This window comes from Corynebacterium sp. H130 (genome assembly GCF_037572395.1).
In the GTDB taxonomy this organism is placed as follows: Bacteria; Actinomycetota; Actinomycetes; order Mycobacteriales; family Mycobacteriaceae; genus Corynebacterium.
The window spans coordinates 218,063-231,194 of the sequence record NZ_JBBHLA010000004.1 but is presented as its reverse complement, the minus strand read 5'-3'; the positions used below and the strand labels follow the sequence as shown (position 1 = coordinate 231,194).

Sequence of the window (13,132 nt, the reverse complement as noted above, 5' to 3'; positions counted from 1 at the left end):
CCCCAGCGCTACTCTTGGCTCAGCCTGTGACCATAATTTTTGCTGCGGATGATTATCTCTACTTCTAGGATTGGGATTATGGACGCTCTGCCAGTAGTTCGTAGCGGTGAATGGCTCGGCCAAACCACAATCGCACGTTCCTTGTTTCCGTAAACTAACCAATCATCTGGTGGAAATGCTGGAGGGCGTTCCGTTCCAAGACAACGCGGAACCACTCTTCGCCGATGCTCGCGCTGAACTCGAATTCGAGATCCCCATTTCTGATTGTGGGTGGTCCGAAACCAGCGGTGCGCAATTCTTCCAGGCCCTTGGCCCTGAGGAATTCGAGGCCTCGTGGCTATTGTTCCCCAGCTCAGTTGAGCTTTTTGTTGACGATCCAGTCATGTTCGTTCCCAGCGCTCGGGAATTCTGGGCGGTTCCAATCGCCACCTACCCGTTAGTCTTTGAAGACAGCAGTCCTGTTCCATGGTTCCCTCCCGCTGATCATCCCGCTTATCAAGACATTCACTTTGCTTTCGCATACAGCTGTGATCATGCCTACCGCGTGCAAAAGAACCTGTATGAAACCACCGGCTGGGGTCAGGAGAACCTCAAGGAGACTGGCGATTTCCTGGTCGACCACGAAATTGACCCGGACACCGGTTTCACTTTTTGCCGCATCGAGCCCGGACTCGGCCAATAGTATTCCTTGCAACTACCGGACGTCGATAAGCTGCATGTCGGCGACCACAGCGTCTCCTTAAGCGACTTCCTTTGCGTGGCCACCGACTACATCGAAGTAGACCCTGCATACAGCCCCATCAGGTTCCGGATACGGACCTGGCCTGACGAGGCCACGTGGGACCATGTGTGGCAACAAAGCAGTTAGGAACATCTCCTCGCGCCCGCACATTAGACAGGTACCAACGTTTTTCATGAGGGGAGCTCTATGCGTGTCATCGACAAGTTTTTCGTGGTCTTCGCCAACCTAGTGCTCATCGCGACGGCGATGATCATTATGGGCACGGCTTCGGGCGCGGGCGACGGGATGCTCCCCATCTTGTTCTTACCAATGGCTTTTGGTGGCGTCGTATTTCTGCCGTGGGTGTTTTATCGCGCGTGCACGGGCTGGCGCAGTTGCCGGCTTTCACTATTAATTGGCCTGTGCTGTTTCGTTGGCTCATTCCAGTGGTTAATCTTACTGGGATTGGGGCTGCCCATTTCCGTAATTCCGGTCGCTGTAGCTGGTTGGCTTTCACTGACGAAGGTTGAAGTATGAACGCACTCGACAAGTTCTGTTTCGGACTCGCTCTAGTAGGCGTGATTTTCACTGCGCTGGCTAGCTTCGCGATTTTTTCGGGGATTCTCGTCGATCCCCTTAAACTTGCTCTGCTTTTGTTGCAGTTTGGAGTTCTCGTCCTTTCGTTCTATTGCATCATTCGCGCCATCGTTGGTTTCCCCAACAGTCGCAGTGGCACGCTGCTTCGCGTCAGCTGCATCTGCACTGCATTCGCCTCGATGTTGGCTATGGTCGGTATGTCATTGTGGCCCTTCATTACCTGGTTTATCTTCGCCGTCGTTGCTCTCCCCATGGCGATTGCGGGGCTGGTTGCGATGATTCGGGGTAACTAGCTTGTCGACGTCTACAGCCTGGACAGCCCTTGGTTTCGGCACCTTGCTACTGGCTTGCTGGCGATTCATCCCCTTGCCGTTCTCTGTTTCGCTGAGTTTGTTACCTTTGGCCATCGGTGCCCTGGCCACTGGAATTGCCCTCCTATGTAAGGCTGGAATCCACACCTGGCCACAGGCTTTCAAGGCTGTGGCAATTGGCGCAGTGGTTGCAGGTCTCGGCTTGCTCCACTTTCGCATTGATCCGCTTTCCGCCGAATCGCTGCCTCTTGTCTTCGGGTTTGTGGTTGTTGCTTGCGCTCTCGTGACAAGGGCGCCTCGCTGGGCGATCATCCCGACTTTGGTTGTGGCAGCAGGGCTCGACTATGTGCAGCTTTTCGAAGACCGCCCCTTCCCCATCGTCATTGCTGCGCTCCTGACTATGTTGTTGTGCGAATACCGTTGGGTGAACGTAGTCATTGGCGCAGCATTTATCGTGACGGATCGCTTGTTGCTAGAAGGCGAAGACTTTTCCTTCTTGATTTCTGGGCACAACGACCAATTCACCGTGGTCTCACCGCTTGAAGCTATTGGAGCTGCATTGCTGGTTAGCGGACTGTGCCAGATTCTTCCGGATGTACGCCCGATCAAGATTCTCGGCCGGAGCAGTCTCACGTTCAACGTCGCTATGGCGGTAGTAGCCTCTGTCCTCGGCTCTGGTTCGGCAACCTTCAATTGGATTCGCTACAGCCCGCTATCTGGCATGGAGCATGAAAAGGTATACCAGCCACTCAGCAGCTATTCGATCTTGCTGCATGGGCACCAATCGTGGACGATGGCTCTAGCTGTGAGCATCGCCCTGATCTTTGTAGTGGTTCGGCACAGCGAAGATCTGCTGGAGTGGCTGGTCAGACGGACGGTATTCTCAGGCTAGGCGAGAGACAGTGCCCGCTACCAGTGCGGTAAAGAACGGAATTGAGTCCGGGTAAATGAATTCGTGGCGAGCGTGCGCGCCCGCTCCGTCAGCACCGATGCCACAGATCACCGGGATTCCCAAAGGCGCGATGAAGTTGGCATCACTGGCACCGCCAACCGCGGTGTGCTCAATCGTGCGCCCCATTTCAAGTGCCGTAGCTTCCACTTCGCGATACAACCCTTGAGAAGCCGGAGTGAATTCCATCGGAGGCCGATTCCATTCCTTGGTCACCTTCATCTGGACGCGGTCATCGCTCCAAGTGATGTGGTCAAAGGCGTCGTCAAGACGCTGTTGCTCTGCAACCGTACGCAGTCGAATGTCTAGTTGCGCCGTGGCTTTACCGGCAACCACATTGCTGCCGGTGCCGCCTGAAATGAGACCGACATTGACGGTCGTGCCTTCCGCATCGTCGGCCAACTTCTCGGCAGCCAAGCACCACTCCATGAGCGCAGTGATGGCGCTAGCTCCATCCTGAGGGTTCAGACCCGCATGTGATTCCACACCAGTAGCTTCGACGGTGATGAGGCCTACGCCTTTACGAGAGGTTTTGACCTTGCCTTCATGAGAAGCTTCAAACACAAAGGCCATGTCACTGCCCTTCGCGTATTTCTCGATGAGTGCTCGCGACGACGGCGACCCGATCTCCTCGTCACCGTTGATGAGCAACGTGATTGTTGGGCGTGGCAGATCCTTGTCCTGCAACACTTTGGTTGCCCAGATTGCCTGCACCAGGCCTGTTTTCATGTCGAAAACTCCGGGCCCCGACAGTTGCCTCCGGCCAGCTGCATCCGTGCCTTCCCTCTGATTCCACTGCGCAAGTGTGCCCTGAGGCCACACCGTATCGTAGTGTCCAACGAACAAAACTTTCTTGTCAGTCGTACCCGGCACGGTGACAACGAAATGGTCGCCGTATCCATCGGCTGGGATGGTCTCGATGGTAGCCGAACTACCCAGGCGATCATTCAGAATCTCTTGAATAACCGCAGCCCCATTTCCGAGGCCAACTAGGTCCGTGCTGTACGTTTCTGTTTCAACCAATCGAGTGATGTCAGAGACGATATCTTCCAGGCGTTGTTCCAGTTCGATATGCAAAGTCATAGTTTTTCCTCTTCCTGTTAGAAACCGAACGGGATACCAGCGAGGTACCAGATCATGAAGAAGGCAACCCAGACCACCCAAATAACACCTGCTAGCGGCAGAGTGAAGGAAGCCAGGGTGCCAATACCAGCGCTCTTCTTGTAGGACTGAATGAAGCCAAGAGCCATCACAAAGTACGGGCTCATCGGAGTGACACAGTTGGTAACCGAGTCCGCCACGCGGTACATAGCTTGGGTGGCTTCTGGTTCGATTCCGAGCAGCATGAGCATTGGAATGAATACTGGAGCTGCAAGCGCCCACATGGCAGATCCACTGGTCAGGATCAAGTTCATTACCGAAATGACGAGGGCCATGCCCAGCAGAATTGCCCAACCCGGAGCGTTGATCTGCTTAAAGATGTCAGCGCCGTAGATCGCCAAAACTTGACCAATTCCGGTCCACTTGAAGTAGGCCAGGAACTGCGCGATGGCAAAGAACAGTACAAGGATGGGGGCCATCGACTTGAATCCCTCGGTCATTGCTGGAATAACATCACCAAGCTTCGAGTAAGTCTTCGCTGCTTTTCCGTAGGCAAAACCCACGAAAGCGAAGAACAAGCCAATAACACCTGCCATTCCTTCCATCACTGGAGACTTCAGCAACTCATTCTGAGGGCCACGGAAAGGCGAATCAGGAATTGCCATGGCGATAACGAGCGCTGCAAAGAACAGCAGTGCAACTACAGTGGCCATACGGATGCCGGCGCGTTCATTGCTGCTGAGTTCCAAGGTAGAAATGGCGGTGGATTCACCAGAAGCGTCTTCGTCTGCCTCCAGATCTGGCCGCTTGACCAGTACCTTTTCCACAACCACGGTGATAGTGAGAGCCACCACCACGGAGGATGCCAACGAGAAGAAGTAGTTCGACGTTGGGTTCATGTATCCCGCAGGATCCATGGTGTGGATTGCTGCGGTCGAAATAGTGGAGAGCAAAATATCGGTCGGGGTAATCGACGGCGATGCGTCGTAGCCCGCAGATACAGAAACGAACGCGACAATGCACCCAAGCACGGGGCTACGTCCTAAGGATTTGAAGACGATGCCGCCGAGTGGAATCAACGTTACGTAAGCTGCGTCGCCGGCAACGTGGCCAATCATGCCTGCGTATGCCAGCGCAAACGTGGTGAAGCGCGCCGGAATTCGCAGCACAGTAAGGCGTAGAACGGCGTCGAAAAGCCCGCTCTTTTCGGCGATCACAATGCCAAGCATGGTGGTCAAAATGGTGGCAAGTGGTGGAAAATCAGCGAAGTTCTTCACCACGTCACCGATGATCACCTCTGCACCGGCTTGAGATAGCAGCGATTTGATGGCGATTGTTTTGCCGTCAGCAGGGTTCACCGCGGTAACGCCCATTGCCTTGAGAGCCGCACTGAGCACGATGAGCAGCACGGAAAGAATGCAGAACAGCCAAAACGGATGTGGCAGCTTGTTGCCCCACTTTTCGATGGCGTTAATTGAGCGGAATGCCAGCTGAATGAGCTTTCCTCCCGAAACCTCTTGTGCCGAGGTTTGGACTGGTGCAGACATTTCAACCCCCTTTGAGTGAAGTAGATTTATTCGGCCATTGTTGGCGACTTGGATCACAGTAAAGCACATTTTGCCGAATTTGTTCACATTTTCACCCCCTCATGCATGATTTGAAAAAGCGATTTTTGTGCAATGATGAAAACATGCTCGATGACACCGATGTTGCTCTGGTCGGCGCCCTTTTCTTTGATCCACGCGCCACCTTCGATGCCTTGGGGCACGTCACAGGGGTGTCAGCATCTACAGCTTCCCGCCGGCTTCGTCGCCTCGTGGAATCACGAACTATTCGTGTGGTCGGTGAGGTGTCTTGGCATTTGTTTTCGCAGACGTACCCGGTTCACGCCTGGATTAGTGTCTCGGGGAGGGAGCATTCCGCCGTTGCGCGCGAGGTTGCCCAGCTCCCCGAAGCGCAGCATGTGGCCTCGCTGTATGGGCGGGAGCCAGTGTTTGCCACGCTGCATGGCCAAAATGACATCGATGCCGTCCGAGTCATCGATCAGATTCATTGCATCGACGGTGTCTCAGCGGTCTACACGCTTCCTGTGTTGCAATGGGCTGTAAAAGCCTCAGGTTGGAACCCATTGTTGCTGGAAGGCGAACACCTCGAGCGAGCGAGAGAAGTCCTGCCGCTGAATGCGCCACCACACTTGCCACAGATAACAGCTGCCCCTGAGCTTCCGCGCACAAAAACGGATGTTTTGGCTCTCAGCGCGTTGCAGCGAGATGGCCGCCTAACCGCAACGGAACTCAGCGGAGTGATCGGCACATCGATCCCCACCGCGCAGCGACTCATCAACCGCCTTATCGACGACGGCTGGTTCCGGCCTCGTGTCGAATGCAATCTCTCTGCCATCGGAATGGGATGTAAATTCCTGGTTCGGGTTCAGTCGGACCCGCAGCACACGGAGTCCGTTCTGCGGGAGTTTTCCCCGCACCCTGCCAACCGCTTCGTGACCCAGATCGCTGGAGACTCGGATGTCTTCGCCACGGGTGTGTGCCGAAATCGCCACGAACTGACGACCATCCTCAATCACGATTTCGCCACTATCTCCGGACTTAAAGCAACCCAGACGAATATCATCGCGCGCGACTGGAAGCGCTACTGGACGAGCATCGACGAGGACGGAAATCTTGGAGACTTCACCCCGCCAACGCTTTGGCCAGCCCCCTAGGGAAAATCGATCCCCACTGGCTGTCCAACTTCAAGCTTTTCTGCGGTGAATGCGCGGAACGTCAGGCCGTCTGCGAGAACGGTGACGGAGTAACCGCTGCGCTCAAACAGAACCGATTGCACTGTGCCGTCGAGCTTGCCGTGCTTTTCCGAAACAACTGTCACATCAGCAGGCAATACCCAATCCCCGGATGGCAGTACAGTTGCGTCGGCAATGAAAGACGCCACCTCGGCAGAATTCGGCGCAGACAGCAGCTCAGCTGGCGGAGCAACCTGCAGAATTTTGCCACCAGAGAGCACCACCACCCGATCCGCGAGGGCGAGCGCTTCCGCGCGATCGTGAGTCACGTGGATCGTGGTGAGCCCCTTCGAACGAACAAGGGTGACAAGGTCACGACGAAGGGAATCGCGAAGTGGTTCATCGAGCGCGGACAACGCCTCATCCAACAACAGCACCCGAGGATCCGCCACGATGGCACGGGCAAGTGCGACGCGCTGACGCTGACCACCGGACAGGGACGCGGGCTTTCGCTTTGCAAAGCCTCCCAACCCAACCATGTCTAATGCTTCGCTTACTCGCTCCGCAGAGAACACCCCTCCTCGTCGGAGCGGATAAGCCACGTTTTCGAAGACATTCATGTGCGGCCACACTGCATGCTGCTGAAAGACCATGCCCAGATGGCGCTTTTCCGGCGGGACTCCGGTCATGGGATCCCCGTCGATAAGCAGCCTGCCTTCGGTTGGCTCGATGAATCCGGCGATGGTGCGCAGCAACGTTGTCTTGCCTGATCCGGAGGGGCCGACGAGGGCAACGAATTCGCCGGGCTCGACGCTGAGGTTGATGTCGCTGAGTCCGGTGGTGCCGTCTGGGAATGTGACTCCCAAGCCGCTGAGCTGAATCATGCGCGGTCCTTTACTGTAAAGCTGAGCGCTGCGACGCCGACGAGGACGAAGAGAAGCGACAGGGCGCTGGCCTGGTTGTAGTCACCGGCCAGTTGCAGATTGAATACTTGCACGCCGAGCGTAGTGGTGCCCGGCGCGACCAACAGAATGGAAATAGTGAGTTCACGGATGGCGGTGACCAGCACCAGTACCGCGCCCGAAATTGCTGCCGGCAGCGAGATCAAACCGGTGGTGAGCAGTGAGCGCAGACGCGACGCTCCTGAAATGCGCGCGGCTTCCTCCACTGCGAGTGGGGTCTGTTGCAGCGGGGCTCGCACTGCTTGCAACACCAGCGCGGTGAACGCACAAACATAGGCGCCCAGGATTACCCAGCGTGTGTTGTAAGTGCCGGTGTATCGGCCAAGAATCAGCCAACCCACACCGATGATCAATCCTGGTAGCGCGGTGGGTAGGAGGATGACCAGCGACATTGGCACATTACTCCAGTGCTTGGTCCTGGTGACGATGATTCCTGCCACCCAGCCAAGCCCACCACACAGCAGGGCGGCCGAAACTGCGAGTAGTGCCGAATTGCCGAATCCCTCGATCACACGTGGGTTGTCCAGCGCCAAACGGAAATTGTCCAGGCTGACGGTCTCCGGGGTGAACGGAACACCAGGTGCTGGCAGCAGCGAACGGTACGTGAGCCCGAGAAGTGGCGCCAACGTCACTGCCAGTCCTAGCAGCCACGCGATCACCGTCACCGGAATGCGCAGACGTCCGAGCGGGTAGCGCTGCGTCGCGCCCGTATCGGGCATGCTTGCCGACGCCCACAGGGACACCATGTAGTCGCAGATAACTGCTCCGATGCCCAGCAACAACAAAACAACGCCGACTGTCGACACCACCTGGAGCGGGTTGGCCACGGTCCCGGAATCCATAAAGCGGTAGATCATGGTGGCGAGCGTTTCAAAACGCTCGGGAGAGCCGAGGATTGCTGGGATGCCAAAGTCAGCAAGGTTGGCTACCGCAGTGAGGGTAAATGCGCTGAGCAGAGCTGAGCGCAGCAACGGGATGGTGACGGTTCGCAGCGCGGTGAACGTCCCGGCGCCACTGATCCGGGCGGCGTGCTCCATGTCTCCTGGAATGTGTTTGAGCGCTGCCGCGATCACCAAATACACCACCGGGTAGGAGTGCAGGATCATGAGCACAATGACGCCGTCGGCACCATAGACATTCCATAATTCCCCACCAAACCAACTGTTGAAGCCCTGTTTCGGGCCGAACAGTTGCATCCACGCAATCGCGCCAATAAACGGTGGCACAAGAAGTGGCGAGAGCAGGAAGAGCCTCAGGAGTTGGGCGCCACGAACGTCAGTTCGTTCCAGAATGAGAGCCCCCGCCGTCCCCACAACAAGAGCACCGACGCTGGCCAGGATCGTTGTGTAGGCCGAGTTCCAGGTTGCTGTTCCCAAGCCTTGCTCGAGCAAAATTGGCCACTGGTTTCCGCCGAAGGCAAGCGAAACAACCAGGCCCAAAGGGGTAAGAAAAAGGCCAATGAGGATGAGCCAAACGCCCATCCTCATCAATCGAACTTGTGTCACTTCATTGCTTCCTGGAAAGCAGCAACAGCTGCCTTCTTGTCAGCGGTGATCTTCTCCAGGTCCTGGTCCATCAGCGCGATGTCCTTGAGCTTTGGAGCGTCCTTTGGTGCACCTGCGTCCTCGCGAACTGGGAGGTAGTTCTGCTTGACTGCCAGTTCCTGGCCTTCCTTGGAAATGAGGAACTCCAGGTACTTCGTGGCTGCTTCCTGCTTCTCGGAAGTCTTGAAGATGCCCGCCGGTTCGGTGATGAATGGGGCGCCTTCCTTCGGGTAAGAAACCGCTACTGGGGATCCCTTAACCGCGAGGTCGCGCACTAGGTAGTCGACCACGATGCCGACTGGGCGAGAACCGGAGGCGATCTCCTGGGATGCAGGGCCGTTGGACTTTGCGATCATCGGCTTGTTATCACCGAGTCCCTTGATGAACTCTTCGCCGAGAGATGGATCGTTCTTCCAGGCAGATGCGTTGAACGCTGCAGCACCAGAAACAGCAGGATCTGGCAGCACCAACTTGTCCAGGAACTTAGGATCGGTCAGATCCTTCCAGGAACCTGGGGCTTCGGTGATTTCCTTGGTGTTGTAAGCGATCACCGTAGGAATGATGCGGGTGCCGACGTAGAAGTTATTTGGATCCTTCGCGTCGTCGATCACTGCCTTGGTGTCCAGCTTGTCCAGCTTTGCGAGGTCGCCCGCCTTGGCGTAGGTCTCGAAGGTTGGAGCGTCTGCTGCCCACAGGATGTCGGCGCCGATCTTGCCGGTCTTCTTCTCGGATTCAATGCGCGCGTTCAAGTCGCCGGTACCTGCGCGGAAAACCTCAACCTCGATGTTTGGATTCTTCTCCTGGAAAGCCTTGTTGATCTCATCAACCTTTGCCTCAGGCTCCGAAGTGTAGACCGTGATCTTGGTCTTTTCGCCGGACTTAGCCTTGTCATCAACCTTTTCGGCAGGTTCGGCGCAGCCTACAAGGAGAGCAGTTGCGGACAACGTGGCAAGCGCCAAGCGTGCACTTTTAGGAAACATGATCCTAGGGAGCCTTTCAGTTGATGAAGAATCAAACAATACGATCCTTCATTTTGATACCGCCCTTGAAACGATGCAGCGCAACTTCTACGACCGGGGGTATTCGGGGGTATCCAGTCCGGACTGTGCTTCCGACTGCTCTGCTTCCCACTTCTGCTTTGCCCGTTCGGACTTCTTGTGATTGCGCAGCGCAAGTAAACCTACGAAGATACCGACCACCAGCGGGAACCAAATGTTGGAGTGTTCCAGGATCATCTTCACCCAATCCGGTAGCTCAGGAATCGGGGGTAATGCCGGGAGCTGCGGGAGATGGATGGTGGGGTAAGGAAGCGCGATGTGGGGTGGCGAAGGGAAAGTCGGCAGCTTTACCTCGGGAAGTTTTACATCAATGTCCGGGAGCAGCCCGGAAATCCACGGTACGAGCACGAGCATCGCGATAGCCCAACCGCTCTTCCCCAACCCTAGGAGCAGCGGATACATCACTCGCTTGATTGGGCTTTCAGCCATGTCCGCCTGGACCTTAGCTCCCCGCGATCCCGCCGGCGGATCGAGTTCAACCACCTCACCCTTGTTGTGGAAACTAATCCCGATGATCTCCCCCAACGGAGTTGAAGTGAACTTCAAGTACGGAGCGCCTGGGGCGAGAAACTCATCGCGGTCGCCAAAGACCTCAATGTCTTTCTCCACCACGGCGGCTTTGCGCTTCGGGATCCCCTTGATTCGCCGGCATGGCTTCCCATCAACCTTAATCTGGATGCGCGCGTGAGGGTTTTCCTTCCACGCCTCCACACGCTCTTTCAGTGTCGCCTTGGCGCCCACTTCAACAGCCGGGTTTGTCTTGTTGCCTGGCCAGTCCTCGTACTGCTGAAGAAATTCAACATCGTATCCGCGCTCGACCTCGATAAGCCCGAAGGTCGGATGTGCCAGAGTCCACCGTTCCATCTAGGTCTCCTTCTTCATGTACAGCCACTCACCTAGCCCCGTGAGCAGCGCGAACAGCACCAGGTACAGCAAAGCGCGGTCATCAAAATACAGCCTCATAACTACGAAGAACAGCGCTGCCGCGATGAACGGGAACGAGGCTGTGGGGCGGAACCAGTGGGCGTCGGCAAGCCCTGCGCTTAACGACGCCACCGCAAGCACGCCTACGATCAGCCAGCCCTGCACTGGAGGCTCGACTACCTGTGCAACGAGCGGTGGGACAGAAAGATAGACTGCAAACAGTGTGATGCCAACCACGTAATCACGTAGTGTACGTTTCCCATTCTTTGAGGCCATTGGATAACAATAACTGTTTTCGAATGAAAGGACCGTTTTGGACCCGTTTGCGACTTATGTCTTTCTCGGCTTCCTCATTTTGCTTGGGACAATCGCACAGGGAACCATCGGTTTTGGTCTCGGGACCATCGCAACGCCGATCATTGCGTTGATAAAACCTGAGCTCCTACCCACCATTATTCTGATCCTGGCCTTCTTCATCGCAAGCTACACATTGTCGAAGAACCGCTCGGAAACCGATTGGCGTGTTGTGGGTATTTCCTCGGTCGCACGTCTGCCTGGTTCGCTGCTGGGCGCATCGGCGCTCGCAGTTCTCTCACCGACTGGACTCCAGGTGTTCATCGGCTGCGCGGTCATCTTCGCGATGTCTCTATCGTGGCTTGGCTGGACCCCGGAGTATCGAACACGAAACACCGTGGTCGCAGGCGTCGCATCCGGTTTTCTGGGCACCACAACTTCCATTGGTGGGCCGCCAATGGCGCTAGTGATGAAGCGCTTCAACCCGGCGCGCATCCGAGGTACGTTGTCCGCCACCTTCGTCGTCGGTTGCATCATTTCCCTCACGATTTTGGGCATCAGCGGCCATGTGACTTTTCACCAGATCCAGGTGGCACTCGCCTATTTGCCCTTGGCGATCGTAGGGCTGCTTATCGCACATCGCCTCAACAAGAAGATCGACTCCGCACTGCTCAACAAGTTGGTTGTGATTATCGCAGTCAGCGCTTCGATCATGCTGATTGTGCAGGCGTTGTTTCATTAGCAGTACCCTGTGACCCAATCCATATTGCTTTCTGAATTCACGAAACCATACAATGCAAACGTTCCCGCAAACGTTCCCATAGCTAACCGGACACTCCAGAAAGCGAGTACATCATGAGCGTTCCAGTCCCTAACCTCCGAGGACTCAACCCAGCCCCAGTCACCCCGTTCACCCCAGACGGAGAGATCGACTTCAAGGGCATCGAGCGACTCGGCTCTTGGCTCGGCACCTTCCCAGAGGTCACTTCCCTCGTAGTCCTAGGCCACGCAGGTGAAGGCACCTTCATGACGCAGGACGAGCAGGTCGCAGTCATCGAAGCATTCGTTGCTTCCACCGAAGGCCGCGTCCCAGTTGTCGCAGGCATCACTGGTGAGGGCACCAAGGTTGCCGTCGAAGAGGCAAAGCGCGCTGTCGCTGCAGGTGCTACCGCCGGCCTGATCTACCCATCCCACGGCTGGCTCCGCTTCGGCTTCCAGCCAGGCGCCCCACAGGATCGTTACAAGGCCATCTACGAAGAGTCCGGGCTGAACGAGATTCTGTTCCAGTACCCAGACGTCACCAAGTGCTCCTACGACCTCGACACCCAGCTCGAGATCGCAGCTCTGCCAGGCGTCCACTACACCAAGAACGGCGTTCGCAACATGCGTCGTTGGGACACCGAAATCCCAATCCTCCGCGAAGCCTTCCCAGATCTGACCATCATGAGCTGCCACGACGAGTACCTGCTCCACACCATCTTCGATGTGGACGGCCTCCTCGTTGGCTACGGCAACATCGCACCTGAGCTGCTTATCAAGCTCCTGAAGGCCGGCCAGGCACATGACTACGACGGAGCTCGCGCCATCCACGACCAGCTGTTCCCAGTCACCCAGAACGTCTACCACCGTGGCTCCCACATGGAAGGCACCGTCGCGCTCAAGGAAGCCCTGGTTGCCCGTGGCGTCCTCGAGACCGCAACTGTCCGCTCCCCACTCCTGCCACTGGCAGAGGGCGCACACGCAGAGATCGCTGCTGCACTCGAGGCAGCCAAGCTCGGCAAGGTTGAGTTCCCACTGAACAAGTAAAAGACTCAGCATTAACGAAGGGGGCTGCACCTCACCTACTAATTTGAGATGCAGCCCCTTTTGCTTATCCCCTCCTAGCCGCAACCAGACGTGAATTGTGTGACTGGTAGCGGCACCAACAACACATC

Annotated in this window: 15 protein-coding genes; 7 read left to right on the top strand and 8 right to left on the bottom strand. The window is 56.4% G+C overall.

The features are described from left to right. Positions 1 to 169: 169 nt before the first annotated feature. Positions 170 to 682 (top strand): hypothetical protein, encoded by a 513-nt coding sequence (locus tag WG939_RS09240; RefSeq protein WP_339984998.1) that lies wholly within the window; start codon positions 170 to 172, stop codon positions 680 to 682. 57 nt (positions 683 to 739) lie between these two features. Here the strand turns inward: WG939_RS09240 and WG939_RS09235 are convergent, their stop codons facing one another. Next, entirely contained in the window at positions 740 to 916 is a 177-nt protein-coding gene (locus tag WG939_RS09235) for a hypothetical protein (RefSeq protein ID WP_339984996.1), read from the bottom strand. 12 nt (positions 917 to 928) lie between these two features. On the opposite strand from WG939_RS09235, the gene WG939_RS09230 reads away from it, so the two are divergent. The 3 genes from WG939_RS09230 (at position 929) to WG939_RS09220 (ending at position 2,521) form a co-directional block, all read left to right on the top strand. Then, positions 929 to 1,258 carry a hypothetical protein gene (locus WG939_RS09230; protein WP_339984994.1) on the top strand — a complete coding sequence of 110 codons (330 nt, stop codon included), beginning with the start codon at positions 929 to 931 and terminating at the stop codon, positions 1,256 to 1,258. Further along, complete coding sequence (locus WG939_RS09225; protein ID WP_339984992.1) at positions 1,255 to 1,611, top strand: hypothetical protein; 357 nt, start codon at positions 1,255 to 1,257, stop codon at positions 1,609 to 1,611. Before WG939_RS09230 ends, WG939_RS09225 begins: the two co-directional genes overlap by 4 nt. Before the next feature lie 106 nt (positions 1,612 to 1,717). After that, positions 1,718 to 2,521, top strand: coding sequence for a hypothetical protein (locus WG939_RS09220; RefSeq protein WP_339984990.1), 804 nt, complete (start codon positions 1,718 to 1,720; stop codon positions 2,519 to 2,521). Here WG939_RS09220 and WG939_RS09215 read toward each other — a convergent pair. Both WG939_RS09215 and WG939_RS09210 read right to left on the bottom strand, forming a co-directional pair. Beyond that, positions 2,513 to 3,661, bottom strand: a complete 1,149-nt coding sequence (locus WG939_RS09215; RefSeq protein WP_339984988.1) for a M20 family metallopeptidase — start codon at positions 3,659 to 3,661, stop codon at positions 2,513 to 2,515. The two genes, WG939_RS09220 and WG939_RS09215, sit on opposite strands and share 9 nt — an antisense overlap. A 17-nt stretch (positions 3,662 to 3,678) precedes the next feature. Continuing rightward, positions 3,679 to 5,226 (bottom strand): AbgT family transporter, encoded by a 1,548-nt coding sequence (locus tag WG939_RS09210; RefSeq protein WP_339984986.1) that lies wholly within the window; start codon positions 5,224 to 5,226, stop codon positions 3,679 to 3,681. Between the two features lie 143 nt (positions 5,227 to 5,369). Between WG939_RS09210 and WG939_RS09205 the strand changes: the two genes are divergently transcribed. Further along, positions 5,370 to 6,398, top strand: a complete 1,029-nt coding sequence (locus tag WG939_RS09205; RefSeq protein WP_339984984.1) for an Lrp/AsnC family transcriptional regulator — start codon at positions 5,370 to 5,372, stop codon at positions 6,396 to 6,398. On the opposite strand, the gene WG939_RS09200 is transcribed toward WG939_RS09205, so the two are convergent. From WG939_RS09200 to WG939_RS09180, 5 genes are all read right to left on the bottom strand, one after another. Continuing rightward, positions 6,395 to 7,300: an ABC transporter ATP-binding protein gene (locus WG939_RS09200; RefSeq protein ID WP_339984982.1), complete on the bottom strand. Its 906-nt coding sequence runs from the start codon at positions 7,298 to 7,300 to the stop codon at positions 6,395 to 6,397. The genes WG939_RS09205 and WG939_RS09200 overlap by 4 nt on opposite strands. Further along, positions 7,297 to 8,865, bottom strand: coding sequence for an ABC transporter permease (locus tag WG939_RS09195; protein ID WP_339985241.1), 1,569 nt, complete (start codon positions 8,863 to 8,865; stop codon positions 7,297 to 7,299). Before WG939_RS09195 ends, WG939_RS09200 begins: the two co-directional genes overlap by 4 nt. A gap of 14 nt (positions 8,866 to 8,879) precedes the next feature. Next, positions 8,880 to 9,902, bottom strand: coding sequence for an ABC transporter substrate-binding protein (locus WG939_RS09190; RefSeq protein WP_339984980.1), 1,023 nt, complete (start codon positions 9,900 to 9,902; stop codon positions 8,880 to 8,882). Positions 9,903 to 9,989: 87 nt separating this feature from the next. Further along, complete coding sequence (locus WG939_RS09185) at positions 9,990 to 10,844, bottom strand: hypothetical protein (protein ID WP_339984978.1); 855 nt, start codon at positions 10,842 to 10,844, stop codon at positions 9,990 to 9,992. Then, positions 10,845 to 11,141, bottom strand: a complete 297-nt coding sequence (locus WG939_RS09180; RefSeq protein ID WP_339984976.1) for a hypothetical protein — start codon at positions 11,139 to 11,141, stop codon at positions 10,845 to 10,847. Between the two features lie 76 nt (positions 11,142 to 11,217). Here WG939_RS09180 and WG939_RS09175 point away from each other — a divergent pair, with 76 nt between their 5' ends. Together WG939_RS09175 and WG939_RS09170 are read left to right on the top strand one after the other, a co-directional pair. Further along, entirely contained in the window at positions 11,218 to 11,940 is a 723-nt protein-coding gene (locus WG939_RS09175) for a sulfite exporter TauE/SafE family protein (RefSeq protein WP_339984974.1), read from the top strand. A gap of 113 nt (positions 11,941 to 12,053) precedes the next feature. Further along, complete coding sequence (locus WG939_RS09170) at positions 12,054 to 13,004, top strand: dihydrodipicolinate synthase family protein (RefSeq protein ID WP_339984972.1); 951 nt, start codon at positions 12,054 to 12,056, stop codon at positions 13,002 to 13,004. The last annotated feature ends 128 nt before the right edge of the window (positions 13,005 to 13,132 follow it).

Excerpts from the sequence above, each read along its gene's own strand:
- WG939_RS09235 (WP_339984996.1), bottom strand. The coding sequence starts at position 916 with ATGAAAAACGTTGGTACCTGTCTAATGTGCGGGCGCGAGGAGATGTTC.
- WG939_RS09230 (WP_339984994.1), top strand. The coding sequence starts at position 929 with ATGCGTGTCATCGACAAGTTTTTCGTGGTCTTCGCCAACCTAGTGCTC.
- WG939_RS09225 (WP_339984992.1), top strand. The coding sequence starts at position 1,255 with ATGAACGCACTCGACAAGTTCTGTTTCGGACTCGCTCTAGTAGGCGTG.
- WG939_RS09215 (WP_339984988.1), bottom strand. The coding sequence starts at position 3,661 with ATGACTTTGCATATCGAACTGGAACAACGCCTGGAAGATATCGTCTCT.
- WG939_RS09210 (WP_339984986.1), bottom strand. The coding sequence starts at position 5,226 with ATGTCTGCACCAGTCCAAACCTCGGCACAAGAGGTTTCGGGAGGAAAG.
- WG939_RS09205 (WP_339984984.1), top strand. The coding sequence starts at position 5,370 with ATGCTCGATGACACCGATGTTGCTCTGGTCGGCGCCCTTTTCTTTGAT.
- WG939_RS09200 (WP_339984982.1), bottom strand. The coding sequence starts at position 7,300 with ATGATTCAGCTCAGCGGCTTGGGAGTCACATTCCCAGACGGCACCACC.
- WG939_RS09195 (WP_339985241.1), bottom strand. The coding sequence starts at position 8,865 with ATGAGGATGGGCGTTTGGCTCATCCTCATTGGCCTTTTTCTTACCCCT.
- WG939_RS09190 (WP_339984980.1), bottom strand. The coding sequence starts at position 9,902 with ATGTTTCCTAAAAGTGCACGCTTGGCGCTTGCCACGTTGTCCGCAACT.
- WG939_RS09185 (WP_339984978.1), bottom strand. The coding sequence starts at position 10,844 with ATGGAACGGTGGACTCTGGCACATCCGACCTTCGGGCTTATCGAGGTC.
- WG939_RS09170 (WP_339984972.1), top strand. The coding sequence starts at position 12,054 with ATGAGCGTTCCAGTCCCTAACCTCCGAGGACTCAACCCAGCCCCAGTC.